Origin of the sequence: Cereibacter ovatus (assembly GCF_900207575.1) — a bacterium.
Classification (GTDB): domain Bacteria; phylum Pseudomonadota; class Alphaproteobacteria; order Rhodobacterales; family Rhodobacteraceae; genus Cereibacter_A; species Cereibacter_A ovatus.
Genome location: NZ_OAOQ01000002.1, coordinates 88,388 through 114,487 on the forward strand (window position 1 = coordinate 88,388; position 26,100 = coordinate 114,487).

Annotated in this window: 29 protein-coding genes; 21 read left to right on the forward strand and 8 right to left on the reverse strand. The window is 65.2% G+C overall.

Going from position 1 to position 26,100, the window contains the following annotated elements; genetic code table 11:
- Nucleotides 1-39 precede the first annotated feature (39 nt).
- The 11 genes from folK (at nt 40) to recO (ending at nt 8,656) form a co-directional block, all read left to right on the forward strand.
- The gene (gene folK, locus CRO07_RS02565; RefSeq protein WP_097029129.1) at nt 40-636 is read left to right on the forward strand and encodes a 2-amino-4-hydroxy-6-hydroxymethyldihydropteridine diphosphokinase; all 597 of its coding nucleotides are present in this window, start codon (nt 40-42) and stop codon (nt 634-636) included.
- Nucleotides 637-672: 36 nt separating this feature from the next.
- Nucleotides 673-1,026 (forward strand): DNA-directed RNA polymerase subunit omega, encoded by a 354-nt coding sequence (gene rpoZ / locus CRO07_RS02570; protein ID WP_097029130.1) that lies wholly within the window; start codon nt 673-675, stop codon nt 1,024-1,026.
- Nucleotides 1,027-1,054: 28 nt separating this feature from the next.
- Nucleotides 1,055-3,172, forward strand: a complete 2,118-nt coding sequence (locus tag CRO07_RS02575) for a RelA/SpoT family protein (RefSeq protein WP_097029131.1) — start codon at nt 1,055-1,057, stop codon at nt 3,170-3,172.
- Nucleotides 3,173-3,191: 19 nt separating this feature from the next.
- Nucleotides 3,192-3,848, forward strand: coding sequence for a DUF2062 domain-containing protein (locus CRO07_RS02580; protein WP_097029132.1), 657 nt, complete (start codon nt 3,192-3,194; stop codon nt 3,846-3,848).
- Nucleotides 3,849-3,884: 36 nt separating this feature from the next.
- Nucleotides 3,885-4,643 (forward strand): pyridoxine 5'-phosphate synthase, encoded by a 759-nt coding sequence (locus tag CRO07_RS02585; protein WP_097029133.1) that lies wholly within the window; start codon nt 3,885-3,887, stop codon nt 4,641-4,643.
- 1 nt (nt 4,644) lies between these two features.
- A complete protein-coding gene (acpS, locus tag CRO07_RS02590; protein ID WP_097029467.1) occupies nt 4,645-5,058 on the forward strand; it encodes a holo-ACP synthase in 414 nt (137 codons plus the stop codon).
- A gap of 76 nt (nt 5,059-5,134) precedes the next feature.
- The gene (gene lepB, locus CRO07_RS02595; protein ID WP_097029134.1) at nt 5,135-5,923 is read left to right on the forward strand and encodes a signal peptidase I; all 789 of its coding nucleotides are present in this window, start codon (nt 5,135-5,137) and stop codon (nt 5,921-5,923) included.
- Nucleotides 5,920-6,609 (forward strand): ribonuclease III, encoded by a 690-nt coding sequence (gene rnc / locus CRO07_RS02600; RefSeq protein ID WP_097029135.1) that lies wholly within the window; start codon nt 5,920-5,922, stop codon nt 6,607-6,609. The genes lepB and rnc overlap by 4 nt, the downstream gene beginning before the upstream one ends.
- A complete protein-coding gene (era, locus tag CRO07_RS02605) occupies nt 6,602-7,516 on the forward strand; it encodes a GTPase Era (protein ID WP_097029136.1) in 915 nt (304 codons plus the stop codon). Before rnc ends, era begins: the two co-directional genes overlap by 8 nt.
- Before the next feature lie 30 nt (nt 7,517-7,546).
- Nucleotides 7,547-7,882, forward strand: a complete 336-nt coding sequence (locus CRO07_RS02610; protein WP_097029137.1) for a DUF1491 family protein — start codon at nt 7,547-7,549, stop codon at nt 7,880-7,882.
- 33 nt (nt 7,883-7,915) lie between these two features.
- On the forward strand, nt 7,916-8,656 hold the full coding sequence (recO, locus tag CRO07_RS02615; RefSeq protein WP_097029138.1) for a DNA repair protein RecO: 741 nt from the start codon (nt 7,916-7,918) through the stop codon (nt 8,654-8,656).
- Nucleotides 8,657-8,721: 65 nt separating this feature from the next.
- Here the strand turns inward: recO and CRO07_RS02620 are convergent, their stop codons facing one another.
- Both CRO07_RS02620 and CRO07_RS02625 read right to left on the reverse strand, forming a co-directional pair.
- Nucleotides 8,722-10,389 (reverse strand): acyl-CoA dehydrogenase family protein, encoded by a 1,668-nt coding sequence (locus CRO07_RS02620; RefSeq protein WP_097029139.1) that lies wholly within the window; start codon nt 10,387-10,389, stop codon nt 8,722-8,724.
- Between the two features lie 223 nt (nt 10,390-10,612).
- Nucleotides 10,613-12,211, reverse strand: coding sequence for a phosphoenolpyruvate carboxykinase (locus tag CRO07_RS02625; RefSeq protein WP_097029140.1), 1,599 nt, complete (start codon nt 12,209-12,211; stop codon nt 10,613-10,615).
- Nucleotides 12,212-12,552: 341 nt separating this feature from the next.
- On the opposite strand from CRO07_RS02625, the gene CRO07_RS02630 reads away from it, so the two are divergent.
- The 6 genes from CRO07_RS02630 to CRO07_RS02655 are packed head-to-tail and all read left to right on the forward strand — an operon-like array spanning nt 12,553 to nt 16,990.
- A complete protein-coding gene (locus tag CRO07_RS02630; protein WP_097029141.1) occupies nt 12,553-13,254 on the forward strand; it encodes a response regulator transcription factor in 702 nt (233 codons plus the stop codon).
- 8 nt (nt 13,255-13,262) lie between these two features.
- Nucleotides 13,263-14,972 carry a sensor histidine kinase gene (locus CRO07_RS02635; protein ID WP_097029468.1) on the forward strand — a complete coding sequence of 570 codons (1,710 nt, stop codon included), beginning with the start codon at nt 13,263-13,265 and terminating at the stop codon, nt 14,970-14,972.
- Nucleotides 14,969-15,397 carry an HPr kinase/phosphorylase gene (locus CRO07_RS02640; RefSeq protein ID WP_097029142.1) on the forward strand — a complete coding sequence of 143 codons (429 nt, stop codon included), beginning with the start codon at nt 14,969-14,971 and terminating at the stop codon, nt 15,395-15,397. Before CRO07_RS02635 ends, CRO07_RS02640 begins: the two co-directional genes overlap by 4 nt.
- 23 nt (nt 15,398-15,420) lie before the next feature.
- Nucleotides 15,421-16,329, forward strand: a complete 909-nt coding sequence (gene rapZ, locus CRO07_RS02645) for an RNase adapter RapZ (protein WP_097029469.1) — start codon at nt 15,421-15,423, stop codon at nt 16,327-16,329.
- Nucleotides 16,326-16,721, forward strand: coding sequence for a PTS sugar transporter subunit IIA (locus tag CRO07_RS02650; RefSeq protein ID WP_097029143.1), 396 nt, complete (start codon nt 16,326-16,328; stop codon nt 16,719-16,721). Before rapZ ends, CRO07_RS02650 begins: the two co-directional genes overlap by 4 nt.
- The gene (locus tag CRO07_RS02655; RefSeq protein WP_097029144.1) at nt 16,721-16,990 is read left to right on the forward strand and encodes an HPr family phosphocarrier protein; all 270 of its coding nucleotides are present in this window, start codon (nt 16,721-16,723) and stop codon (nt 16,988-16,990) included. Before CRO07_RS02650 ends, CRO07_RS02655 begins: the two co-directional genes overlap by 1 nt.
- Nucleotides 16,991-17,015: 25 nt before the next feature.
- Here CRO07_RS02655 and CRO07_RS02660 read toward each other — a convergent pair whose 3' ends face one another.
- Entirely contained in the window at nt 17,016-17,891 is an 876-nt protein-coding gene (locus CRO07_RS02660; protein ID WP_097029145.1) for a 3-hydroxybutyryl-CoA dehydrogenase, read from the reverse strand.
- Nucleotides 17,892-18,063: 172 nt separating this feature from the next.
- On the opposite strand from CRO07_RS02660, the gene CRO07_RS02665 reads away from it, so the two are divergent.
- The gene (locus tag CRO07_RS02665) at nt 18,064-18,888 is read left to right on the forward strand and encodes a DUF6473 family protein (protein ID WP_097029146.1); all 825 of its coding nucleotides are present in this window, start codon (nt 18,064-18,066) and stop codon (nt 18,886-18,888) included.
- 316 nt (nt 18,889-19,204) lie between these two features.
- Here the strand turns inward: CRO07_RS02665 and CRO07_RS02670 are convergent, their stop codons facing one another.
- The 5 genes from CRO07_RS02670 to CRO07_RS02690 all read right to left on the reverse strand — a co-directional run bounded on the left by CRO07_RS02670 (nt 19,205) and on the right by CRO07_RS02690 (nt 22,689).
- A complete protein-coding gene (locus CRO07_RS02670) occupies nt 19,205-20,131 on the reverse strand; it encodes an electron transfer flavoprotein subunit alpha/FixB family protein (protein ID WP_097029147.1) in 927 nt (308 codons plus the stop codon).
- On the reverse strand, nt 20,131-20,892 hold the full coding sequence (locus CRO07_RS02675; RefSeq protein ID WP_097029148.1) for an electron transfer flavoprotein subunit beta/FixA family protein: 762 nt from the start codon (nt 20,890-20,892) through the stop codon (nt 20,131-20,133). Before CRO07_RS02675 ends, CRO07_RS02670 begins: the two co-directional genes overlap by 1 nt.
- A 129-nt stretch (nt 20,893-21,021) precedes the next feature.
- Nucleotides 21,022-21,600, reverse strand: a complete 579-nt coding sequence (locus CRO07_RS02680; protein WP_097029149.1) for a cob(I)yrinic acid a,c-diamide adenosyltransferase — start codon at nt 21,598-21,600, stop codon at nt 21,022-21,024.
- Complete coding sequence (locus CRO07_RS02685; RefSeq protein WP_407919617.1) at nt 21,601-21,807, reverse strand: twin transmembrane helix small protein; 207 nt, start codon at nt 21,805-21,807, stop codon at nt 21,601-21,603.
- Between the two features lie 63 nt (nt 21,808-21,870).
- A complete protein-coding gene (locus CRO07_RS02690; RefSeq protein WP_097029151.1) occupies nt 21,871-22,689 on the reverse strand; it encodes an SDR family NAD(P)-dependent oxidoreductase in 819 nt (272 codons plus the stop codon).
- A 115-nt stretch (nt 22,690-22,804) separates the two neighbouring features.
- Between CRO07_RS02690 and CRO07_RS02695 the strand changes: the two genes are divergently transcribed.
- The 3 genes from CRO07_RS02695 to CRO07_RS18365 form a co-directional block, all read left to right on the forward strand.
- Nucleotides 22,805-25,108 (forward strand): DNA topoisomerase IV subunit A, encoded by a 2,304-nt coding sequence (locus tag CRO07_RS02695; protein WP_097029152.1) that lies wholly within the window; start codon nt 22,805-22,807, stop codon nt 25,106-25,108.
- A gap of 224 nt (nt 25,109-25,332) precedes the next feature.
- Complete coding sequence (locus CRO07_RS02700; RefSeq protein WP_097029470.1) at nt 25,333-25,902, forward strand: hypothetical protein; 570 nt, start codon at nt 25,333-25,335, stop codon at nt 25,900-25,902.
- Nucleotides 25,903-26,004: 102 nt separating this feature from the next.
- The coding region (locus CRO07_RS18365; protein ID WP_141399411.1) for a GTP-binding protein at nt 26,005-26,100 on the forward strand (96 nt) is incomplete at its 3' end.

Consider the following 26,100-nt stretch of genomic DNA (forward strand, 5'->3'; position numbering starts at 1 on the left):
CCATTGGACAGGCGAACAGGAAAGCACGCTCTGGTTGCATTGGGGGCGAACCTGCCGGGGCAGGGTGGGTCATCTGCGGACACGGTGACGCAGGCGGTTTCTGCGCTTGCAAAGGTGTCTTGCGGGGATTTTCGTGCCAGTGGCCTGTATCTGACTCCTTGTTTTCCTGCCGGATCGGGTCCGGACTTCGTCAATGCGGCCGTCAGCCTGCATCTGCCCGCGGGTCGGGATGTTGTGTCCATCCTTGCGGAACTGCATCGGATCGAAGCGGATTTTGGCCGACGCCGCCTGACACGCTGGGGCAGCCGGACGCTTGACCTTGATCTGATCGCGCTGGGTGATTCGGTTTCCCCCGACGCCGAGACGCAGACCCGATGGCGCCTGCTGCCGCCCGCGGATCAGGCCCGCCTTGCGCCGGACGTGCCGGTGGTGCCCCATCCCCGGATGCAGGACCGCGCCTTCGTGCTGGTTCCGCTGGCCGAGATCGCGCCCGATTGGCGCCATCCGCTGCTTGGCCGGACCGTGGCCGAGATGCTGGCCGCGCTGCCCGAAGCGGATCGCGCCGCCGTGGTTCGCCTGCCTGATCGCGGAACGGGGACTCCGGGCTTGTCAAGGGGCGAGTCGCGGTCTACATAGGCCGCTCCATGCCCCCTGTTCGAAACGGAGACTTCCATGGCCCGCGTGACGGTTGAAGATTGCGTTGACAAGGTCCCGAACCGGTTCGAACTGGTGATGCTGGCTGCCCACCGGGCACGCGAGATCGCTTCGGGTTCGCCGCTGACCATCGACCGCGACAACGACAAGAACCCTGTCGTCGCCCTGCGCGAGATCGCAGACGAGACCCAGGGCGCCGAAGTTCTGCGCGAACGCATGATCGAAAGCCACCAGACCCAGATCGAGGTGGACGAGCCGGAAGACGACCAGATGGCGCTGCTGATGGGCGGCGAGATCGATCGCCCGGTGCAGGACGACATGTCGGAAGAAAAGCTGCTGCGTGCGCTGATGGAAGCGCAGGGCCAGCACTGATTGCACTCGAATTGACGCGGCGGGGGCCATGATCGACGTCGAAGACCTGATCGCCCTCGTTCGCAACTATAATCCGCGCACGAATGCCGATCTGATCCGCCGGGCCTATGCTTACGGCCGTCAGATGCATGAGGGGCAGTTCCGCCATTCGGGCGAGCCCTACTTCACCCATCCCGTTGCCGTCGCCGCCATCCTGACCGAACAGCGGCTGGACGATGCGACCATCGTGACCGCGCTGCTGCACGACACGATCGAGGATACCAAATCCACCTATACCGAGGTTGCGCGCCTGTTCGGTGACGATATCGCCGAACTGGTGAACGGTGTTACCAAGCTGACCAATCTGGAGCTGTCCTCGGCGCAGTCGAAGCAGGCCGAGAACTTCCGCAAGCTGTTCATGGCGATGTCCAAGGACTTGCGGGTGATTCTGGTCAAACTGGCCGACCGTCTGCACAACATGCGCACGATCAAGTCGATGCGCCCGGAAAAGCAGGCCCAGAAGGCCCGCGAGACGATGGAGATCTTTGCCCCCCTTGCCGGCCGTATGGGCATGCAGTGGATGCGCGAAGAGCTGGAAGACCTTGCCTTCCGCGTCCTGAACCCCGAGGCGCGCAACTCGATCATCCGCCGCTTCATCACGCTTCAGCGCGAAACCGGCGATGTGGTCCACAAGATCACCGCCGACATCCGTCTGGAACTGGAAAAGGCCCAGATCGAGGCCGACGTCTACGGCCGCGCCAAGAAGCCCTATTCGATCTGGCGCAAGATGCAGGAAAAGGATCTGGCCTTTTCCCGCCTGTCGGACATCTACGGCTTTCGCGTGATCTGCAAGGATGTGGCCGATTGCTACCGCATCCTTGGCGTGATCCATCAGCGGTGGCGCGCGGTGCCGGGCCGGTTCAAGGACTACATCAGCCAGCCGAAGTCGAACGGCTACCGCTCGATCCACACCACGGTTTCGGGGCGCGACGGCAAGCGGGTCGAGGTGCAGATCCGCACCCGCCAGATGCACGAGGTCGCCGAGGCCGGTGTTGCCGCGCACTGGAGCTATCGGGAAGGTGTTCGCGTCCATAACCCCTTCGCCGTCGATCCGGCGAAGTGGATCGCCAGCCTGACCGAGCGGCTGGACGAAGACGACCATGACGAGTTCATGGAAAACGTGAAGCTGGAAATGTATACCGATCAGGTATTCTGCTTCACGCCCAAGGGCGATGTCATCCAGCTTCCGCGCGGGGCGACGCCCTTGGATTTCGCCTATGCGATCCATACCCGCATCGGCCATTCCTGCGTTTCGGCCAAGATCGACGGCATCCGCGTGCCGCTTTGGACGCGGCTGAAGAACGGCCAGTCGGTCGAGATCATCACCGCCGAAGGTCAGCGCCCGCAGGCCTCCTGGATCGACATCGTGACCACCGGCCGCGCCAAGGCCGCGATCCGGCGCAGCTTGCGCGAGGAAGACCGCGGCCGGTTCGTCAAGCTGGGGCAGGAACTTGTGCGGGCGGCCTTCGATCATGTCGGCAAGAAAGCCACCGACAAGGCGCTGCGCACTGCCGCCAAGATGCTGGGTCTGCCCGACGAGACCGAGCTTCTGGCGCAACTCGGCAGTGCCGAGCTGACCGCGCGCAAGGTGGTCGAGACGCTTTACCCTGAACTGATCCGCACCAGCGGGCCCGAAGTGGACATCAAACGCCCCTTCGTCGGCCTGTCCGAAGATCAGCAGTTCCGCCGCGCCCCCTGCTGCCAGCCCGTTCCGGGCGAGCGGATCGTGGGCATCACCTACCGCGGGCAGGGCGTGGTGATCCACGCCATCGACTGCCCCGCGCTGGAGGAATTCGAGGAACAGCCCTCGCGCTGGATCGATCTGCACTGGCACGCCGGTCGCCATGCGCCGGTGCATACGGTGACGCTGGATCTGACCATTTCGAATGATGCCGGCGTGCTCGGGCGGATATGCACCTTGATCGGAGAGCAGAAGGCCAATATCTCGGATCTGAGGTTCACTGACCGAAAGCCGGATTTCTACCGCCTTCTGGTGGATGTGGACCTGCGCGATGCCGAGCATCTGCACACCCTGATGACCGCCCTTGAGGCGGAGACGGATGTGGCCCAGATCACCCGGTTCCGCGATCTCAGCAGAAGGCCCTGACGGGGCCACGAGGGTCGATTTGGTTTTCAAACGGCGTGTTCCCAGGACGTGGCGCCAACTCGCCACCGAAAGCGTCTGGCCCCGTGGCGGCTGGAAGCGCGCGGCGCAATATGTCAAGCACCGCCTGACCCGACTGCCGGACGAGCCGCACCGCATCGCGCGCGGTGTGTTCGCCGGTGTGTTCATCTCGTTCACGCCGCTGTTCGGCTTTCATTTCCTTGGCGCCGCATTTCTGGCCTTGATCCTGCGCGGCAACATCCTTGCCGCGCTGCTGGCGACCTTCATCGGCAACCCGATCACCACGCCGCTGATTGCCATCTCGTCGGTCGAGTTCGGCCATTGGATGCTGGGGATCGAGGAAAAGCTGACCGTTCTGACGATCTTCGACGCTTTCACCAGCGCCGGGACCGAGATCTGGTCCAATATCCTTGCGATCTTCACCGCCGATCCCACGCGCTGGTCCAGCCTGGCACATTTCTTCCAGATCATTTTCCTGCCCTATCTGGTCGGCGGCATCCTGCCGGGCATCGCGGTGGGGATGATCTGCTATTACCTGACCATCCCGATCATCGGCGCCTATCAGAAGATCCGCGCGCTGAAGGCCGAGGCCCGCCGCGCGCGGCGTCGCCGTCGCGGGCTGGCCGAGACGGATGACGCGGACCGCAGAAGCCTTTAGGGTGATGCGGAAAACCTTTGCAGGGATGAACCGGCGATGAAACCTTTGGGTCGGCTGCGGCTGGGTGTGAACATCGATCATGTGGCGACGGTGCGCAACGCGCGCGGAACCACCTACCCCGACCCGCTGCGCGCCGGCCTTCTTGCCGAGGCGGCGGGGGCGGACGGCATCACCGCCCATCTGCGCGAGGATCGCCGCCATATCCGGGATGAGGATATCTCGGCGCTGATGGCGGGCCTTGGCGTGCCGCTGAACTTCGAGATGGCAACCACGCCCGAGATGCAGGCCATCGCGTTGCGCCACAAGCCGCACGCGGTCTGCCTTGTCCCCGAACGGCGCGAGGAACGCACGACCGAAGGCGGCATCGAGGTGGCGGGCGACATCCCCCGCCTGCGCGACTATATCGCGCCACTGCGCGAGGCAGGCTGCCGGGTCTCGATGTTCATCGGCCATGACGTGCGCCAGATCGAAGCCTCGGCCGAGATTGGCGCCGCGGTGGTGGAACTGCATACCGGCCATTACTGCGACCTTGTGGCCGAAGGCCGCCGGGATGAGGCCGCACGCGAGTTGGAAGCCCTGCGCGAAGGCGCGGCGCTGGCCCATTCGCTGGGTCTGGAAGTTCACGCCGGCCATGGCATCAGCTATGACACCGTGGCCGAAATCGCCGCCTTCCCCCAGGTGATGGAGCTGAACATCGGCCATTTCCTGATCGGTGAGGCGATCTTCCGCGGCCTTGGCAGCGCGATCGAAGGGATGCGCAGCCGCATGGATGCCGCGCGCGAGGCCCGCGGCTGACATGATCCTGGGTGTCGGCACCGATCTGGCCAATATCGAGCGGATCGAGCAGACCCTCGCCCGTTTCGGCGCGCGGTTCCGCGACCGGGTGTTCACCGATCTGGAACAGGCCAAGGCGGATCGTCGCGCCGATGTGGCCGGCACCTATGCCAAACGCTGGGCCGCGAAAGAGGCCTGCTCCAAGGCGCTGGGCACCGGGTTGCGGATGGGCATCTCGTGGAAGGACATGAGCGTGGCCAACCTTGGCTCGGGCCAGCCGGTGATGCATCTGACCGGCTGGGCCGCCGAGCGGCTGGCCGCGATGACGCCCCCGGGCCACGAGGCGGTGGTGCATGTCAGCCTGACCGACGATCACCCTTGGGCACAGGCCTTCGTGGTGATCGAAGCCCGCCCCCGCGCGGCGCAGTCAGCTTGACTTGGCCCCCCTCGGCGCGCATGAAGCGCCCGACCCGGGACCAGGCGCAAGGCCGGAAACAGATAAGGCAGAGTTCATGGCGAGCAAGGCGAAATCCGAAGGCGGCATTCTGGAGACGATCAAGACCATCGTCTACGCGCTGCTGATCGCGGGCGTGTTCCGCACCCTGTTCTTCCAACCGTTCTGGATTCCTTCGGGGTCGATGAAGGACACGCTGCTGATCGGGGATTTCCTGTTCGTCAACAAGATGGCCTATGGCTATTCGCAATATTCCTGCCCGTTCTCGATGTGCCCCTTTACCGGCCGGCTGTTCTTCTCTGAACCCGAGCGCGGCGATGTGGTGGTGTTCCGCCATCCGGTGAACGGATCGGATTTCATCAAGCGGCTGATCGGCCTGCCGGGCGACCGTATCCAGATGAAGAACGGCGTGCTGTTCCTGAACGGCGAGGAAATCGCGCAGCAACCCGCCGGCGTGTTCGAAGAGATCTACGAACAGCAAGGCCCGATGGGCAACCTGCCCCGCTGCGAGAACGGCCCCGTGGGGGAAGGCGGCACCTGCGCGAAAAGCCGCTATACCGAAACGCTTCCGGGCGAGCGCAGCCATGACGTGCTGAACATCGACACCAACGGCTTTGGCGACAACACCGATGTGTTCACCGTGCCGGCGGGACATTACTTCTTCATGGGCGACAACCGCGACAACAGTCAGGACAGCCGCTATGGTCAGGCCGTGGGCGGCGTGGGCTTCGTGCCGGCCGAAAACCTGATCGGTCGCGCCGACCGGATCATGTTCTCGTCTGCCGGGCGTTCGATGCTGTATTTCTGGACATGGCGCGCCGACCGCTTCTTCAAGGCGATCGATTGAAACTGTCGGCTGACCTCCGGGCCTTTGCGGGCCGCATCGGGCACGACTTTCGCGACCCCGAGCTGTTGCTGCGTGCGGTGACCCATTCCTCGCTGTCGTCGACCACACGGCCCGACAACCAGCGACTGGAATTTCTGGGCGACCGCGTGCTGGGTCTTGTGATGGCCGAGGCGCTTCTGGGGGCCGACCTGAAGGCCAGCGAGGGGCAGTTGGCCCCCCGCTTCAATGCCTTGGTGCGCAAGGAAACCTGCGCCGATGTCGCCCGCGATCTGGGGCTGGGCGAGGTTCTGAAACTGGGCCGGTCCGAGATGATGTCGGGCGGGCGGCGGAAAGAGGCGCTTCTGGGCGACGCACTGGAAGCGGTGATCGCCGCGGTCTATCTGGATGGGGGATTCGAATCCGCCCGGCGGGTGGTCTTGCGGCTGTGGGGCGACCGGATCGCCAAGGTCGATGCGGATGCCCGCGACGCCAAGACCGCGCTTCAGGAATGGGCGCAGGCGCGCGGACTGCCGCCGCCGGCCTATCAGGCAGTGGACCGCACCGGCCCCGACCATGCGCCGGTGTTCACCGTCGAGGTCCGGCTGGAGAATGGCGAGACCGAACGCGCCGCGGCAGGCACCAAGCGCGTGGCGGAACAGGCGGCGGCGCGGGCGCTTCTCGCGCGGATGGAGGCACGACATGACTGACACCACCCGCGCGGGTTTCGTGGCGCTGATCGGCGAGCCGAACGCCGGAAAATCCACTCTTCTCAACCGGATGGTCGGGGCCAAGGTCTCGATCGTCACCCACAAGGTCCAGACCACCCGCGCCCGCATCCGCGGCGTGGCGATGGAGGGCGCCACCCAGATCGTCTTTGTCGACACGCCCGGCCTGTTCCGGCCCCGCCGCCGGCTGGACCGGGCGATGGTCGCCGCCGCCTGGGGCGGGGCGGCCGACGCCGATGTGATCGTGCTTCTGGTCGAGGCGCATCGCGGCCTGACCGAAGGCACCAAGGCCATCATCGACGCCATGCGCGACCGCATCCCGCAGGGCCAGAAGGTCGCGCTGGCCATCAACAAGATCGACCGGGTGAAAGCCGAGGTTCTTCTGGGCCTTGCGCAAGAGTTGAACGCCGCCTTCCCCTTTGCCGAGACTTTCATGATCTCGGCCGAGAAGGGCTATGGCGTCGACAAGCTGCGTCAGTGGCTGGCGGGTGTTCTGCCCGAAGGCCCGTGGTTCTACCCCGAAGACCAGATTGCCGACGTGCCGATGCGCGCCATCGCGGCCGAGATCACCCGCGAAAAGCTGACCCTGCGCCTGCACGAGGAACTGCCCTACCAGCTGACGGTCGAGACCGAGGCCTGGGAGGATCGCCCCGACGGCTCGACCCGCATCGATCAGGTGGTCTATGTCGCGCGCGACGGCCACAAGGGCATCGTGCTGGGCAACAAGGGCGAGACGATCAAGCAGATCGGCCAGGCCTCGCGTGCCGAGATCGCGGCCTTCCTTGAGCGGCCCGTGCATCTGTTCCTGCAAGTGAAGGTGCGCCCGAACTGGCTGGAAGAACCCGAGCGGTATTCCGAGATGGGCCTTGATTTCAAGGACGGCGACTAAGGCCATGGCCCCCGCCGGTCTCGCGGCGGCATGACCGCCCGCCTGTCCGCCGATTTCTGGGTGCGCGCCTATCTGGTGCGGTTGCGGCTGGCCGACATTCCCGCCTATGTCACCGCCAAGGGCGACGCCACGGCCGGCGCGCTGCTGGTGAAATGCGCCACGCTTGACGGGCAGGCGCGCTGCTTTCAGCGGTCCTTCGACCTGATGACGGGCGCACGCGCCTGGGTGGTTCTGGCAGACGGCCCCGAATCCGAGGTGGATGCCGCGATCAGTCGGCAGCGCCGCTTCGATCCCGACCTCTGGGTGATCGAGATCGAGGATCGGCAGGGTCGCACCCTGCTGGACGAGCCGGGCCTGTCCGAGTGACTGGACGGCCAGCCCCCGGCGCGGAATAATCCGATGATGGAATGGCGCGACGAAGGGGTGCTGCTGTCGGTGCGCAGGCACGGCGAAAGCGCCGCGATCATCGAGGTGTTCACCGCCGCCCATGGCCGTCACATGGGCGTGGTCCGCGGTGGCGCCTCGCGAAAGCTGGCGCCGGTTCTGCAACCGGGGGCGCAACTGGACCTGACATGGAGGGCGCGGCTCGATGGCCATATGGGCGCCTTCACGGTCGAGCCGATCCGGTCGCGCACCGGGCTTCTGGGCGACCGGCTGGGGCTTGCCGGCCTGAATGCCGTCTGCGCCCTGTTGCATGTCGCGTTGCCGGAACGTGAACCGCATCCGGGGTTCTGGCAGGTCAGCATTGCGCTTTTCGATGCCCTGTCAGGCCCGGACTGGCCCGCAGCCTATCTGCGATGGGAGATGCGCCTGCTGGAAGAAATCGGTTTCGGCCTGGACCTGACCCGCTGTGCCGTGACCGGCTCGCGCGAGGATCTGGCCTATGTCAGCCCGAAAACCGGCCGCGCCGTCAGCCGTGCCGCCGCCGGCGACTGGGTGGGGCGCCTGTTCCCGCTGCCGCTGGCGCTTCTGGGGCAGGGACCGACCAGCGCCGAGGATCTGGCGCGGGGTCTTGCCATCACCGGCCATTTCCTGTCGCGCGAACTGGCGCTGATGCTGGGCGGGCGACCGCTGCCAGAGGCGCGGACCCGGCTGCAAGAGATGCTGTTGCAGCCCGTGTCATTCACGAAGCGCGAATGACACGGGTTCCGGACATGCAAAAGGGCAGGCCGCCGGCCCGCCCCCTTGCCCGGTCCTGACCGGGATCAGTCCAGCAGCCGCCGCGCAATCACCTGCGCCTGAATCTCGGCTGCGCCCTCGAAGATGTTCAGGATGCGCGCATCGCACAGGATGCGGCTGATCTGATATTCCAGCGCAAAGCCGTTGCCACCATGGATCTGCAACGCATTGTCGGCCGAGGCCCAGGCCACGCGGGCGCCCAGCAGCTTTGCCATCCCTGCTTCCAGATCGCAACGCTGGCCGTGATCCTTTTCCCAGGCCGAGAAATAGGTCAGCTGCCGCGCCACCATGATCTCGACCGCCATCATCGCCAGTTTGCCCGCCACGCGCGGGAATTCGATCAAGGGCTTGCCGAACTGCTTGCGGTCCTCGGCATATTGCATCCCCACTTCCAGCGCGTTCTGGGCCACGCCGATGGCGCGGGCCGCGGTCTGGATGCGGGCGCTTTCAAAAGTCTGCATCAGCTGCTTGAAGCCCTGCCCCTCGACCCCGCCCAGAAGGTTTCCGCCCTTCACGCGGAAGCCGTCAAAGCCGATCTCGTATTCCTTCATGCCGCGATAGCCCAGAACCTCGATCTCGCCGCCGGTCATGCCCGGCGTCGGGAACGGAGTTTCGTCGGTGCCCGGGATCTTTTCGGCCAGGAACATCGACAGGCCGCGGTAATCGGTCGTTTCGGGATCGGTGCGCGCCAGCAGCGTCATCACATGGGTGCGCGCGGCATGGGTGATCCAGGTCTTGTTGCCGTTTACCACCCAGTCGTCGCCGTCCTTCACCGCCCGCGTGCGCAGACTGCCCAGATCCGAGCCTGTGTTGGGCTCGGTAAAGACGGCCGTCGGCAGGATCTCGCCGCTGGCCAGCTTCGGCAGCCATTCCGCCTTCTGCTCGGGCGTGCCGCCGCACAGGATCAGCTCTGCCGCGATCTCTGACCGGGTGCCCAGTGAGCCGACACCGATATAGCCGCGCGACAACTCTTCCGACACCACCACCATCGACGCCTTCGACAGGCCGAAACCGCCGAACTCTTCCGGGATCGTCAGGCCAAACACGCCCATTTCTGCCAGCGAATCGATGATCTCCATCGGGATCAGCTCGTCGCGCATGTGCCAGCCATGGGCATGGGGCGCCACCCGCTCATCGGCGAAACGGCGGAACTGGTCGCGGATCATCTCCAGCTCTTCGTCCAGCCCGGACGCGCCGAAGGTGGCGCGCCCATGGTTGTCGCGCATCAGCGCCACCAGCCGGGAACGGGCCGCACCCGTGTTGCCCAGACGGATCAGCGTGCGGGCGGCCTCGCCCGGATGGCCCAGGTCCACCCCGATATCCTGCACCCGCGCCATTTCGTTCTGGCTCATCGGGATGCCGCCGCGGATCTGCGCCAGATATTCGCCGAACGCGATCTGAAGGATCAGCGCCTCCATCTCGCCCAGTTGGCCCTCGACCTCAAGCCGGCCGGCCCAGGCCCGCATCTGACGCAACGATTCGACATAGGTGGCCAACCACGACAGCGCATGCGCCGCGAACTGGTCCTGCTCCAGCGCGGCCGAGGACACCTTGCCGCCCACGGTGACCCGCTCTTTCAAGGTCGCACGGGCCGAATCCAGCAGTGCCTCGACCTCGGGCAGGGCCTCGGCCGTCAACGACAGAAGATCGGCAAGAAGCGGCTGTTCGGTCATGGTCGATCCGTCCTTCGGCATGGCGTGGCTCCACTGTTCTGCGACTGCGATCTCCTAATCACTTCGCACCCGCAGCGCAACAAAAATTCACGGGATACACATGCTGCGCATGAATATGACCCTGCAAATCAGCCGCCACAAAAGCAAAAGGGGCGCAAAAGCGCCCCTTCCTTCATTCTGGCCAAAATATCCTCGGGGGGACCGGGGGGCAGACAGCCCCCCGGCGCGTTCCACCCGACGGCGGTCAGCCGATCGCAGCCGCCTTCACGTCGGCATCGATGAACGGCACATATTGCGCGAAGTTGTTGGCAAACATCTCGACCAGCTTCTTCGCCTGCGCGTCATAGGCCGCCGGATCGGCCCAGGTCGAGCGCGGATCAAGCAGCGTCGCATCCACGCCCTTCAGTTCGGTCGGAACCTCGAAGCCGAAGTTCGGATCGCGACGGAAGGTGGCGTTCGCCAAAGAGCCGTCCAGCGCCGCGGTCAGCAGCGCGCGGGTCGCCTTGATCGGCATCCGCTTGCCGGTGCCATAGGCGCCGCCGGTCCAGCCGGTGTTGACCAGCCAGCAGGTGGCGCCCTGCTTGGCGATCTTCTCTTGCAGCAGCTTGCCATAGACTTCGGGCCGGCGCGGCATGAACGGTGCGCCGAAGCAGGTCGAGAAGGTCGGCTGCGGCTCGGTCACGCCGCGTTCGGTGCCGGCCACCTTCGAGGTGAAGCCCGACAGAAAGTGATACATCGCCTGCGCCGGGGTCAGTCGCGCGATCGGCGGCAGCACGCCGAAGGCGTCGCAGGTCAGCATGATCACGTTTTTCGGATGGCCGCCCAGCCCGTTGTCCGACGCGTTGGAAATGTATTCCAGCGGATAGGCGCAGCGGGTGTTCGCCGTCAGGCTGTCATCGTTGAAGTCAAGCTCCAGCGTTTCCTCGTCATAGACCATGTTTTCGACCACGGTCGCGAACTTCGAGGTGGTGGCGTAGATCTCGGGCTCGGCTTCGGCGCTCAGGTTGATGGTCTTGGCATAGCAGCCACCTTCGAAGTTGAAGGTGCCCTTGTCCGACCAGCCGTGCTCGTCATCGCCGATCAGCGTGCGCGAGGGGTCGGCCGACAGCGTGGTCTTGCCGGTGCCCGACAGGCCGAAGAACACTGCGGTATCGTCGGTGTTGCCGATGGCATGGTTGGCCGAGCAGTGCATCGCCATCACACCCTTGCCGGGCAGGATGTAGTTCAAGAGCGTGAAGACCGATTTCTTGTTCTCGCCGGCGTATTCGGTGTTGGCGATCAGGATCAGTTTCTTGTCGAAGTTCAGCACGATCACCGTGTCAGTGCGGCAGCCGTGGCGCGCCGGATCGGCCTTGAACGACGGGCAGTTGATCACGGTCCAGTCGGGCGTGAACGTGTCCAGTTCGGCGCGCTCGGGGCGGCGCAGCATGTGCCGGATGAACAGGCCATGCCAGGCCAGTTCGGTCACCATGCGCACGTCAAGGCGCAGCGCGGGGTCGGCGCCGGCATACAGATCCTGCACAAAGTAGGTGCGGCCCTTCATATGCTCCAGCATGTCGGCGTGCAGCAGGTCGAACGCCTCGGCCGCCATGGGGGCGTTGTTTTCCCACCAGATCGTGTCCTCGACGGATGCCGTGCGGACCACGAATTTGTCCTTGGGCGAGCGGCCGGTGAACGCGCCGGTCGAGCAGAGGAACGCGCCGCCGCGGCCCAGCCGTCCTTCGCCGCGTTTCACGGCGGCTTCGACGAGGGCGGGTTCGATCAGGTTGTAGTGAACCTCTCCGAGTCCGGTGATGCCTTGTGCGTCCAGCGTCTGGGCTGGGTTCACGCGTCCGAAATTCATACTGCAAGCTCCCGATGCCGACCGAGCGGCTGTTGTCCGGTCTTCCAACGGCATCCCGGGCCAATAGGATACCGGCCGGACCCGGAGACGGGTGCCGACGCGCAATGCTATATCATGAGCGGCGCAGGCAACAACAGAGTGACAGGCCCGCGTTAGCGCAACCAGCGACAGGTTGGCGCAATTGTGTGCCGAACCTTGTGACAAATTAGGCATTCCTTTGTACCTTGAAGGTCACGGTGTCTCATCGGATGCGTCCGATTCGCAGAAGGCTATTGATTCCTTCGGCGGATGGCGGATCATCCCGAAGCATTTGGTCAGTTACTGCAATTGGGGATTAGGGAATGTCGAGGATCGCCCTCGTGGACGATGACAGGAACATCCTGACATCGGTGGCCATGACACTTGAGGCCGAGGGATTCGAGGTCGAGACCTACAACGACGGCCAATCCGCGCTTGATGCCTTCAACAAGCGGCTGCCGGACATGGCGGTTCTCGATATCAAGATGCCCCGGATGGACGGGATGGATCTGCTTCAGCGCCTTCGGCAGAAGACGTCGATGCCGGTGATTTTCCTGACCTCGAAGGATGACGAGATCGACGAGGTTCTGGGCCTGCGCATGGGCGCGGACGATTATGTGAAAAAGCCGTTCTCGCAGCGGCTTCTGGTTGAACGGATCCGCGCGCTGTTGCGCCGGCAAGAGGCGCTGGCCGGCGGCGAGGTCGTGGCGCAGGAAGAAAACCGTATTCTGGAACGCGGCCAGCTTCGCATGGACCCGCTGCGCCATGCGGTGACCTGGAAGGGCAACGACGTCTCGCTGACGGTGACGGAATTCCTTCTGCTTCAGGCGCTTGCCCAGCGGCCCGGCTTCGTGAAAAGCCGCGATCAGCTGATGGACGTGGCCTATGACGATCAGGTCTATGTCGACGACCGGACCATCGACAGCCACATCAAGCGGTTGCGCAAGAAGATGCGCACCGCCGACCCTGATTTCGCCGCAATCGAGACGCTATACGGTATCGGATACCGCTATAACGAGGAGTGACCGGCGCGATGACCGCCGCCCCGCAGTTCGGACGCGTCGATGTCGAATCTTCCCCGGTCGCATCCCGCACGGGCGATGTTCTGCTGGGCGAGGACTGGATTGCGCCGAACGAACAGGGTGATGCGATCCTGCAAAAGACCCGCGGTCGTCGGGGCTTCTTCTCGCTGAACCGGTCGCCGCTGGCGCGCAAGATCATCCTCTTCAACCTTCTGGCGCTTGTGATTCAGGTCTCGGGTATCCTGTTCACCAACCCGTTCCGCGAGAATCTGGTGCTTCAGCGCGAGAAGGCGCTGGTCTCGCAGGCTCATCTTGTCGCCAATGTGTTCGAGGCCCGGTTTGCGGTCGGGCCGGGTGCCGGTGGTGTCGATGTGGCGGCAACCCTGTCGGCGCTGGCGGCGGATCCGGGGGTCGAGCTGTTCGTGTTCGATACCGGCGGCACGGTGCTGGCCAGCGCGCAGGGGGCGCCCTCGGTTCAGCCCGTCGATGAGACCCGTTCCACCTTCATCACCGATTTTCTCAACGCGGTCTGGAACACCGTATCTCTGGTGCTGTCCTACGGTGACGAACGCCCGCCCGAAATCGATGCCGAGGATCTGGCCCGCAAGGTCTATGCCGACGCGCTGAATGGGCGGATGTCGGTTCATACCGGCGTCGATGTCGATGGCGCGGCGCTGTTTTCCGTCGCGACGCCGATCCGGCTGGATGGGGCGGTCGTCGGTGTCGTGGCGATCACCTCGGCCGCGGGCGAGATCGACCGCCTTGTGCGGCACGAACGCGAACAGATCCTGCAAATGTTCGTGGTGGCGCTGTTCGTGTCGATCGGACTCAGCCTTGTTCTGGCCTCGACCATCGCCAATCCGCTCGCCGATCTGGCCGCGGCGGCGGAACTGGGGCGCGACCGCGACGCGCGAAATATGGCGCCGGGACGGGTGCGAATCCCGGATCTGACCGCGCGACCGGACGAGATCGGACGGCTTTCCATCGCCATCCGGGGCATGGTGGCGGCACTTTACGACCGGATCGAGGCCAATGAACAGTTTGCCTCTGACGTGGCGCATGAGATCAAGAACCCGCTGGCATCGCTGCGCTCGGCCGTGGGCACCATGCGACTGGCCAAGCGCGAGGATCAGCGCGAAAGGCTGCTGGATGTGATCGAACATGATGTGCGCCGGCTTGACCGGCTGGTCAGCGACATTTCCAACGCCTCGCGGCTCGACAGTGAGTTGGTCAAAGAGGAAGAGGAAGAGTTCGACCTGCTGCGCACCATCGGCAACCTGACCGAATATCTCGGAAAGCAGGCTGCCGAGCGGGGGGTGGATTTCATCACCGATCTGCCATCCGACCCGATCCGTATCCGCGGGCTCGAGGCGCGGCTGGCACAGGTGTTCGTGAACCTCATCACCAACGCGGTCTCGTTCTGCGAACAGGGCGACGCGGTGCGGATCTGGGCGCGGCGGCGCGAGAATCGTGTGCTGGTCGTGGTCGAGGATACCGGCCCCGGTATTCCCGATCAGGCGCTGGGCAAGATCTTCAAGCGATTCTATTCGGAACGGCCCGCGGGGCAGTTCGGCAATCACTCGGGTCTGGGTCTGGCGATTTCGAAACAGATCGTCGAGGCCCATGGCGGGGTGATCTGGGCCGAAAACATCCGCCCCTCCAGTGCCGATATCACCTCGGAACCGCTGGGCGCACGCTTCGTCGTGGGCCTGCCGGTGTGACAGGGGGTAACCGGGTTCTGCTTCACGCCAGTTGCGTTGCGGTCGGGGGGCGTGCGCTGCTGATCCTTGGGCCGTCGGGGGCGGGCAAGTCGTCGCTGGCGCTGGCGCTGATGGCGCTGGGCGCGGATCTTGTCGCCGATGACCGGACCGAAATCCTGCGCGAGGGCGCGACCCTTGTCGCCCGCTGCCCGCCCGCCCTTGCCGGCCTGATCGAGGCGCGTGGCCTTGGCATTCTGCGCGCCCCTGCGATTCACGAAGCGCGAGTGGAACTGGCCGTCGATCTGGGGCAGCGCGAAACCGATCGTTTGCCACAAAGGCGTAACATTCAGGTGCTCGGACGGCCGGTCGACCTTGTGTTCGGTCAGGAAGGCGGCCATTTTTCCTATGCGCTGTTGCTCCGTCTGACATCGGGGCGCGTCGCCTGAACGCGATGAGAACCTTGGAACTGATGGTAGAATCCGCGCAGGAATACCGGCTTGTGCTGGTCACCGGGCCGTCCGGTGCCGGTCGATCGACCGCGATCAACGCGCTGGAAGACATGGGTTATGAGGTGATCGACAACCTGCCGCTGTCCCTTGTGCCGCGGCTGGTCGAGGGGCCGCCGATCGGGCGCCCGATCGCGCTGGGGTTGGACGTGCGCAACCGCGATTTCAACGCGCGGGCGCTGGTCGAGTTGATCGACCGGCTGACGCAGGATCTGCGCATCTCGCTTGAGGTGCTTTATGTCGACTGCGCCGCCTCGGAGTTGATCCGCCGCTACAATCAGACCCGCCGCCGCCATCCGCTGGCCCCCGCCGAAACCCCGGCCGAAGGGGTCGAACGTGAAATCGACCTGTTGGCCCCGGTCCGCGCGCGTGCCGACCATCTGATCGATACCTCGGAAATGTCTCCGCATGATCTGAAGGCGGAATTGTCGCGTTGGTTCGACCGGGGTGCGGCGACACGTCTTGCGGTGTCCGTCCAGTCCTTCTCTTACAAACGTGGGGTTCCGCGTGGGGTGGACATGATCTTCGACTGCCGATTCCTGAAGAATCCTTATTGGGAGAAAAGTCTGCGGGCGCTGGACGGGCGCGACGCGGCGGTGGCCGATTACATCCGCACCGACCCGCGGTTCGCACCCTTCTTCGAGAAGCTTGGCGATCTGGTGCTGTTCCTGTTGCCGGCGCAACTGGCCGAGGGCAAGGCGCATCTGTCCATCGGTTTTGGCTGCACCGGCGGGCAGCACCGCTCGGTCGCGGTGGCCGAGTGTCTTGGCAACCTTCTTGCAGAGGCCGGCTGGCCGGTGTCAAAACGACACCGAGAGCTTGAGCGCAGGGCCGCCGCATTGCCGCCCGCGCAGCAGGGTGAAACGGCGTGATCGGCATTGTCATCGTGGCCCACGGCGGACTGGCGCGAGAGTATCTTCTTGCGGTCGAGCATGTCGTGGGCAAACAAGAGGCGATGGCCGCCATTTCCATCGAGGACGATCACGACCGCGCCGCGAAACAGGCCGAGATCACTGCCGCGGCCAGTGCGGTGGATCGTGGCGCGGGGGTGGTGGTGGTGACCGACATGTTCGGCGGCTCGCCCTCGAACCTGTCTCTGCCGGCCTGCGCGGGCCGTGACCGGCGCATCATCTACGGCGCGAACCTGCCGATGCTGATCAAACTGACCAAGTCGCGCGAACTGGCCGTGCCCGAGGCGGTGGCGCTGGCGCTGGATGCGGGGCGCAAATATATCAACAGTCTGGATCTGGGTGGCGGGGAGTGATGGTCGAGCGCGAGTTGCTGATCGTGAACGAGAAGGGGCTTCATGCCCGCGCCTCGGCGAAGTTTGTCGAACTGGTCGAGCGTCACGACGCCCAGGCCGAAGTGTCCAAGGACGGGATGGTGGTCTCGGGCGATTCGATCATGGGGCTGCTGATGCTGGCGGCCTCGCGCGGGACATCGATCCATGTGAAAACCATGGGCGCCGAGGCCGAGGTGCTGGCCGAGGCGCTGGCCGGTCTGGTGGCCGCGCGCTTCGGCGAAGATTACTGAAATTCGCGCTTCGTAAGCGGCGGGCCTACCGCGTGGGCACCGGCACCTCGCCGCGATAGTCATAGAAGCCGCGGTCGGTCTTGCGCCCCAGCCAACCGGCTTCGACATATTTCACCAGCAGCGGGCAGGGCCGATACTTGGTGTCGGCCAGCCCGTCGTGCAGCACGTTCATGATCGCAAGGCAGGTATCCAGCCCGATGAAGTCGGCCAGTTCCAGCGGCCCCATCGGATGGTTCGCGCCCAGTTTCAGCGACTCGTCGATCGATTTCACCGATCCCACGCCTTCGTAAAGCGTATAGACCGCCTCGTTGATCATCGGAACGAGGATGCGGTTCACGATGAAGGCGGGGAAATCCTCGGCCGATGCCGCGGTCTTGCCCAGCCGTTCCACGACGCCCAGAAGGGTGCGGTAGGTCGGCTCGTCGGTGGCGATGCCACGGATCAGCTCCACCAGTTGCATCACCGGCACCGGATTCATGAAGTGGAAACCCATGAACCGCTCTGGCCGATCGGTGCGCGAGGCCAGCCGCGTGATCGAGATCGACGAGGTGTTCGAGGTCAGGATCGTATGCGGCAACAGATGCGGCACCAGATCCTCGAAAATTGCCTGCTTCACCGTTTCGCGTTCGGTGGCTGCCTCGATCACCAGATCCGTTTTCGCAATATCGGTCAGCGTCAGCGTGGTGTGGATGCGCGCCAGCGCCGCGGCCTTGGTCTCGGCGCTGATCTTGCCGCGACTGACCTGCCGTTCCATGTTGCGATCGATGATCGACAGCGCCCGGCTCAGCCCGTCGGCGCTGATGTCGTTCAGCAGCACGTCATAGCCGGCAAGCGAAAAGACATGGGCGATCCCGCTGCCCATCTGCCCCGCGCCCACCACGCCGACCTTGCGGATCTCCATCGTCCATTCTCCTGCTGTCCCCAGGGCGGAGAATGGCGGGCCTCGGCGGCGGGCGCAAGGGCGGCCCGGCGGCGGCGAGTGGCTAAACTTCGGCTTGAATGCCGACTTTAGCCATTTGGCAAGGACTGGGTTCCACTGTCGGCCTTGGGTGTACTGGACTACGGTGGGTGTGATGGCTTTCGCATATCAGGGCGACGGGGCCCTGGACTATTATCCATGCCGATACGGCAGCTCGAAACTTCTGTTTCGCGGGCCGCGGCGCAGTCTCGACACGGCCTTCTGTGCCGTGCTGGGCGGAACCGAGGCTTATGGCAAGTTCGTGCCGCAGCCGTTCCCGGATCTGGTCGAGGCTGCGACCGGGGTTCGGATGGTCAACCTTGGCTGCATGAATGCCGGGGTCGATGTCTATATGAGCGATCCAACCGTGTTGGAAATCGCCGCCAAGGCGCAGGCGGTGGTGGTGCAGGTGGTCGGGGCGGCGAATCTGACCAACCGGCTGTATTCCGTCCATCCGCGGCGGAACGACCGCTTTGTCAGTGCCTCGCCGGTGCTGCGGGCGCTGTATCGCGAGGTGGATTTTGCCGATTTCACCTTTACGCGCCACATGATCCAGACGCTTTACGCGGTCTCGCCCGAAAAGTTCGAACAGGTCGCGATCGAGCTTCGGGCCGCCTGGGTGGCAAGGATGCGCACGCTTCTGGGGCGGATCGTGGCGCCGACTTTGCTGTTGTGGGTGGCTGACCGGCCGCCGCCGCCTGCCCGGGGACTTGGGCCGGTGCAGGATCCGCTGATGGTCGATTCCGAGATGATCGCCGCAATCCGGCCCCAGGCCGCGCAGTATCTGGAAGTGGTGATTTCCGAGGATGCGAAAAGCCGCGGGACCGAGGGCATGACCTTTCCGCCGCTGGATGCGCCGGTGGCGGCACAGGTTCCGGGCCCGGCGATCCACGCCGAGATCGCGGCGGCGCTGGGGCCCGCGCTGATGCGCCTGATATGACAAAGGGCGCCCCCACGGGGCCCGCCCCTGACGGGCAATGCTGAAAAGCCTGCTTTGATTGGCCGCAATGCGGCCAATCTGCCCTTTGAGACAACGTTCGACCGACTTCCAAATGGAGAAGACCGGTGCCGAGCGTTTCGGAAATATCTTTGGGAACAATGGCTGCGCCACTGGAACGGAGACTGGCCTGCGGTGTTCGGCCGTGTCGGCAAGGCTGCAAGCAAGAAGCTCGCAGCCTGAGGCCGCGAGCTTCAACACTTACCGTCAGGGGCTGGCCCACCGGGGCGCCCTTCCGTTCGGGGGGCTGGCCCCCGGATCAGAGCTTTTCGGTCAGTTCCGGCAGGACCGCGAACAGATCGCCCACAAGGCCATAGTCGGCGACCTGGAAAATCGGTGCCTCTTCATCCTTGTTGATCGCGACGATGACCTTCGAATCCTTCATCCCGGCAAGATGCTGGATCGCGCCCGAGATGCCGACCGCGATGTAAAGCTGCGGCGCCACGACCTTGCCGGTCTGGCCCACCTGCCAGTCGTTCGGCGCATAGCCCGAATCGACTGCCGCACGGCTGGCGCCCACGGCGGCGCCCAGCTTGTCGGCCAGCTTCTCGATCATGGCGAAGTTCTCTTCGGAACCGACGCCGCGACCGCCCGAGACCACGATCTTCGCCGAGGTCAGTTCCGGTCGGTCCGAGGCCGCAACCTTGTCTTCGACCCAGGCCGACAGGCCCTTGTCGCCGGCCGCGCCGATCTTCTCGACTGGGGCGCTGCCGCCCTTGGCCGCAGCCTCGAAGGTGGCGGTGCGCACGGTGGCGACCTTGGTCGCGTCCGCGGATTTCACCGTCTGCACCGCGTTGCCGGCATAGATCGGACGTTCGAACGTGTCGGCGTCGACAACGGCCGTGATCTCCGAGATCACCATCACGTCCAGCAGTGCCGCCACGCGCGGCATCACGTTCTTGGCGGCCGAGGTCGCCGGGGCCAGGATGTGGCTGTAGCCCGGCGCAAGGCCGACGATCAGATCGGCCAGCGGTTCGGCCAGCCCGTTGCCATAGGCGGCATCGTCGGCGGCCAGCACCTTCGACACGCCGGCAAACTGCGCGGCTTCGGCGGCGGCACCATCGACGCCGGCGCCGGCGACCAGAACCGTCACGTCACCCAGCGCCTTGGCGGCGGTCAGCGCCTTCGCCGTCGAATCCGCGCCCAGCGTGGCGCCGGTCACTTCGGCAATCAGAAGAACGGCCATCAGATCACCCCCGCTTCGTCTTTCAGTTTCGCGATCAGCTCGTCGACCGAGCCCACCTTGACGCCGGCTTTGCGGCCCGCCGGCTCGGCGGTCTTCACCACCGTCAGCCGCGGCGCGACATCGACGCCGTAATCCGCCGGGGTCTTTTCTTCCAGCGGCTTCTTCTTGGCCTTCATGATGTTGGGAAGGCTGGCATAGCGCGGCTCGTTCATGCGCAGGTCGACGGTGACGATGGTCGGCATCTTCACCTTGATGGTCTGCATCCCGCCATCGACTTCGCGCGTCACCACCGCCTGATCGCCCTCGATCGCCAGATCCGAGGCGAAGGTGGCCTGACTCCAGCCCAGCAGCGCGGACAGCATCTGGCCGGTGGCGTTCATGTCGTTGTCGATCGCCTGCTTGCCGCAGATCACCAGACCCGGGGCTTCGGCATCGACGACGCCCTTCAGCAGTTTCGCCACCGCCAGCGGTTCGATGTCCTGATGCACGTCCGACGCGGCCTCGATCAGAATCGCCCGGTCTGCGCCCATCGCCAGCGCGGTGCGCAGCGTTTCCTGCGCCTGTTTCACGCCGATCGAGACCACGACGACTTCGGTCGCGGTGCCGGCCTCGCGCAGACGGATCGCCGCTTCGACGGCGATTTCGTCGAACGGGTTCATCGACATCTTCACGTTGGCCAGATCGACACCCGTGCCGTCCGCCTTCACGCGAACCTTCACGTTGTAGTCGATCACGCGCTTGACAGGCACAAGAACCTTCATCAGTGGCAATCTCCCTTCTCATCCGCCCGGCGGGCAAACTCTCCGCGCCGTTGTTAGCCGTAACGGCCCAGCGACAACAGATCAAAACCGACAGGGAAAGGGCGTGGGACGCCGCGTCCGTCTGCGTCCTTATGCCTCACGCGTCAGGCCGGGCACCCACAGCACATCGGCGCGGCCTTCGTCATTGGCGATGCGGCCGGCGACAAAGAACCAGTCCGACAGGCGGTTCAGATAGCGAACGGCCTCGGGGTTGACCGATTCCATTGTGGCTATTTCGACCGTCAGGCGTTCGGCCCGACGGCAGACGGTGCGGCACAGGTGCAGCTGCGCCGCCAGCGCCGAACCGCCCGGCAGAATGAAGCTGCGCAGCGGCTGAAGCCGGGCGTTCATCGCGTCGATCTCGCGCTCCAGCCGTTCGATCTGCGCGGGCAGGATGCGCAGGGGGGTGTAGCCGGCCTCGTGGTCGCGCTCCATGTCGGGGCGGCACAGGTCGGCGCCAAGGTCGAACAGGTCATTCGAGATCCGCGCCAGCGCCAGTTCCATCTCGCCTTCGGCGTGCTGACGGGCAAGGCCCACGGTGGCGTTGGTTTCGTCCACGGTGCCATAGGCATTCACCCGCGCCGAGTGCTTGGCCACACGGGCGCCATTGCCCAGTGCGGTTTCCCCGGCATCGCCGGTCCGGGTGTAGATCTTCGAGAGGACAACCATTCAGAAGGCTCCATGCTGGCGTGCCGCGACGAAAAGAAGGATCAGCGCCACCGCCCCCGCCTGCGCGATGATGCGCCAACGCATAAGCCGGTTGCCGTGGCGGCGGTTGAACTCGCCGTCACGGGCAAAGCCGCCGATCCCGATCATCAGGATCACCAGCACGCCAAGGACGGCAAGGGCGGCGACGATGACAAGCGGCTCCGGCATCAGGGCGATCCCTTCGGTTTGTCGTCGTCATGTAGCGTGCCGGGCGAAAAAAGCGACCCCTGTTCAGCCGCGCGACAGCACACGATCCAGCGTGCGCGTCGGCAGCAGGCGGCGCAGCAGCCACGCGGTCCGGCTGGGTACGGTGATGCGGTAGCGCGCCCGCGGGTCGGGGCTTTCCAGCGCCTGCACCAGCTTTTCCGTCACCGCCGAGGCCGGCAGTTGCCAGCGGTCATGGCCGCCTTCGTAAAGCCGGGTCAGAAGGCCGGCATATTGATCGGCCCGTGCCGAGGCCCGCCAGTCGATCCAGCGTTCGAAATGCGGGATCGAGTTTTCCCGGATCTTCGAGGCGATGGGGCCGGGTTCCAGCAGCACGATGCGAATGGGCGTGTCGGCCATTTCCAGCCGCAGGACATCGGTCAGCCCCTCCATCGCGAATTTGGTCGCGACATAGGCGCCGCGCCAGCGGTAGCCGACAAATCCCAGCACGGACGAGCAGTTGACGATCCGCCCATGCCCCTGCCGGCGCATGATCGGGATGACGCGGCGGGTCAGGTCATGGACGCCGAACAGGTTGGTTTCGAACACGGCGCGCAGGGCCTCGCGCGGCAGATCCTCGACCGCGCCGGGGCAGGCGAAGGCGCCGTTGTTGTAAAGCGCGTCCAGCGTGCCGCCGGTGCGGGCGGTGGCCTCGGCCACGGCGGCGGCAAGGCTGTCGGGGTCGTCGTAATCCAGCCGGAAGCTTTCCAGCCCTTCGGCGCGCAGGCGTTCGCAATCGGCCTGTTGCCGGCAGGTTGCAAAGACGCGCCAGCCGCGCGCCTTCAGGGTGCGCGCCGCATCCAGCCCGATGCCCGAGGAACTGCCGGTAATCAGAACGCTTCTCATCCGTCTCTCCGCCCGCAATCGGTTTGCTGTTAGGCGAGATCGGCGGCAAAGGCCAGCGAACGGACCGCGCCCTTTCCGTCTGGACCGATGCCGCGCCCGCGACTAGACACGGGCCATGACCGACACGCCCGACGATCCCGCCAACGAGCCGATGACAACGTCCGAGCCGCTGCGCCGCGCCATTGGCGAGCGGTATCTGACCTATGCGCTGTCAACCATCATGCACCGCGCCCTGCCCGATGCACGCGACGGGCTGAAGCCCGTGCATCGCCGCATCCTTTACGCGATGCGCGAATTGCGGCTGACGCCCACGGGGGGGTTCCGCAAGTCGGCCAAGATCGCCGGCGACGTGATGGGGAACTATCACCCGCATGGCGACGCCGCGATCTATGACGCGATGGCGCGGCTTGCGCAGGATTTCAACGTCCGCTACCCGCTTGTGGACGGGCAGGGCAACTTTGGCAACATCGACGGCGACAACCCGGCCGCCAGCCGCTACACCGAGGCCCGCCTGACCCCCATCGCCGAGTTGCTGATGGAAGGGCTGGCCGAAAACGCGGTGGACTTCCGCCCGAATTATGACGGCACGCTGGAAGAGCCGATCGTGATGCCCGCGGCCTTCCCGCATCTGCTGGCCAATGGGGCGTCGGGGATCGCGGTGGGGATGGCCACGAACATCCCGCCGCATAACCTTGATGAGTTGATCGAGGGCTGCCTTGCGATGATCCGCGATCCGGGCGTTTCGGATCAGGCGCTGGTGGCGCTGATCCCCGGCCCGGATTTTCCCACCGGCGGCGTGATCGTCGAACCGCCCGAGTCGATCCTTGACAGCTACCGCACCGGCCGCGGCGCCTTCCGGCTGCGCGCCAAGTGGGCGACCGAGGATCTGGGCCGCGGCACATGGCAGATCGTGGTGACCGAGATCCCCTATCAGGTGCAGAAGTCCAAGCTGATCGAGCGGCTGGCCGAACTGATCCAGACCAAGAAAGTGCCGGCGCTGGCCGATGTGCGCGATGAAAGCGCCGACGATGTGCGCATCGTGCTGGAACCGCGGGCGCGCACGGTCGATCCGGAAATGCTGATGGGGATGCTGTTTCGCAATTCCGATCTGGAACTGCGGTTCAGCATGAACATGAACGTGCTGATCGACGGCCGCACGCCCAAGGTGTGCAGCCTGAAGGAAGTGCTGCGCGCCTTCCTCGATCACCGGCGCGACGTGCTGATCCGCCGCTCGCAGCACCGGATGGCCAAGATCGACCACCGGCTGGAAGTGCTGGGCGGGTTGATTGTCGCCTATCTGAACCTTGACCGGGTGATCGACATCATCCGCTATGACGAAGACCCCAAACGTGCCCTGATGGCCGAGACATGGGGCCGCAAGGTCAAGCGCGCGACGTCCGAGAAGGATTATGTCGGGCCGGGCGCCGGGCCGGGCACCCTGACCGAGGTGCAGGCCGAGGCGATCCTGAACATGCGCCTGCGGTCGTTGCGGCGGCTGGAAGAGATGGAACTTGTGGCCGAGCGCGACGCGCTGCTGGCGGAACGCGCCGATCTGGACGGGCTGATCGGCAGCGAGGCCCGGCAGTGGGACCGGATCGGGGCGGATCTGCGCGAGATCCAGAAAACCTTTGGCAAATGGACTGTCGCCGGATCGCGCCGCACCCAGTTTGCCGAGGCGGGCGAGGTCGAGGAAGTGCCGCTGGAAGCCATGATCGAGCGCGAGCCGATCACGGTGATCTGTTCCGAAATGGGCTGGATCAGGGCCATGAAGGGCCATCAGCCGCTGGATGCAGAGGTCAAGTTCAAGGACGGCGACGGCCCCCGCTTCATGTTCCACGCCGAGACGACCGACCGTCTGTTGCTGGTGGGATCGAACGGGCGGTTCTACACGCTGACCGGCGCGGCCCTGCCTGGGGGGCGCGGCATGGGCGAGCCGGTTCGCCTGATGGTGGATCTGCCGAACGAGGCTGCGATCACCGACCTGATGATCTGGCGGCCGGGTGAGAAGTTGCTGGTGGCGTCCTCGGCGGGCGACGGGTTCGTGGTGGCCTCGGACGAGGTGCTGGCGCAGACCCGTGCCGGCAAGGCGGTGCTGACCATGAAAGAGGGCGTGCGCACCGCCGTCTGCCGCCCGGTGCGCGGCGACCATGTGGCCGTCGTGGGCGAAAACCGCAAGCTGCTGGTGTTCCCGCTGGAGGAATTGCCCGAGATGGCCCGTGGCAAGGGGGTCCGGCTTCAGAAGTACAAGGACGGCGGGCTGGCCGATGCGATCACCTTCGAGCGGGCCAAGGGGTTGAGCTGGAAGGATCCCGCCGGCCGCACCCGATCCGAGCCGGATCTGGCCGAATGGACCGGACCGCGCGCCGGGGCGGGCAAGATGGCTCCGCGCGGCTTTCCCCGCGACAACCGTTTCGCCTGAGGCGGCGCCTTGCCTGCGGGCGAGGCGGTCGTTGTGTCGGACCGGGGGCTTCGCGCCCCCGGACCCCCGCGGGATATTTGGGCCAGAATGAAAGCAGGTCTTGCGATTCCGGGGTGAGGTCCAGGCCGGTGGGATGTCGGGCGAGGCCGGTGGTGAGGGGCGCGCGGTTGCGCCCGTGGCCGGGGCGGGCTATGCCCGGGCGTCTTGCCTTGGAGGATGCCGAGATGATCCCGCGCGTTGCTGCCTTCTGTCTTGGGCTTGTCCTGCTGGCTGGCTGTCAGAGGAATGATCTGAAGGAGCCACCGGCCGAGTTGGGAGACTTTGCGCTGGGGCTGAACATCGTCGTGGCGGACAACATGCAGAAGGTTCCGATCTCGCGGGGGGCGACGGTCGAGGAGTGGGAGGCGGCGGTGTCGAGGGCGATCGATGCGCGCTTCGGTCGCTATCAGGGTGCGCGGCTTTACAATATAGGCATCAGCGTCGACGGCTATGCGCTGGCGCCGCCGGGCATCCCGGTGCTGGCTGCGCCGAAGTCGGTGGTCGCGATCACGGCGAACATCTGGGACGATGCGGCGCAGAAGAAGCTGAACCCCGAGGGCGAGAAGATGACGGTCTTCGAGAGTCTGTCGGGGGCGAGCATCGTCGGCACCGGCTTTACCAGCAGTCGCGAGGAGCAGATGGAGGCGCTTGCCTACAATGTGGCGAAGCGGGTCGAAACCTGGCTGCTGGACAACCCGGAATGGTTCGGGCTTCCGCCGAAGCCGAAGGTCGTGCCGGAGACCGAGTCCAAGTGATGCTTGATTTTTCCTTGGCCAATGGATAACTCCGCCGCCGTGTAGCACAGGGCTGACCGACCGTTTGTTGCGATGCCCCCCAATCCGCGAGGCGCTCCGCCAATGGCAAAGGCAAAGTTTGAACGTAACAAACCGCACGTCAACATCGGCACGATTGGCCACGTTGACCACGGCAAGACGACGCTGACGGCTGCGATC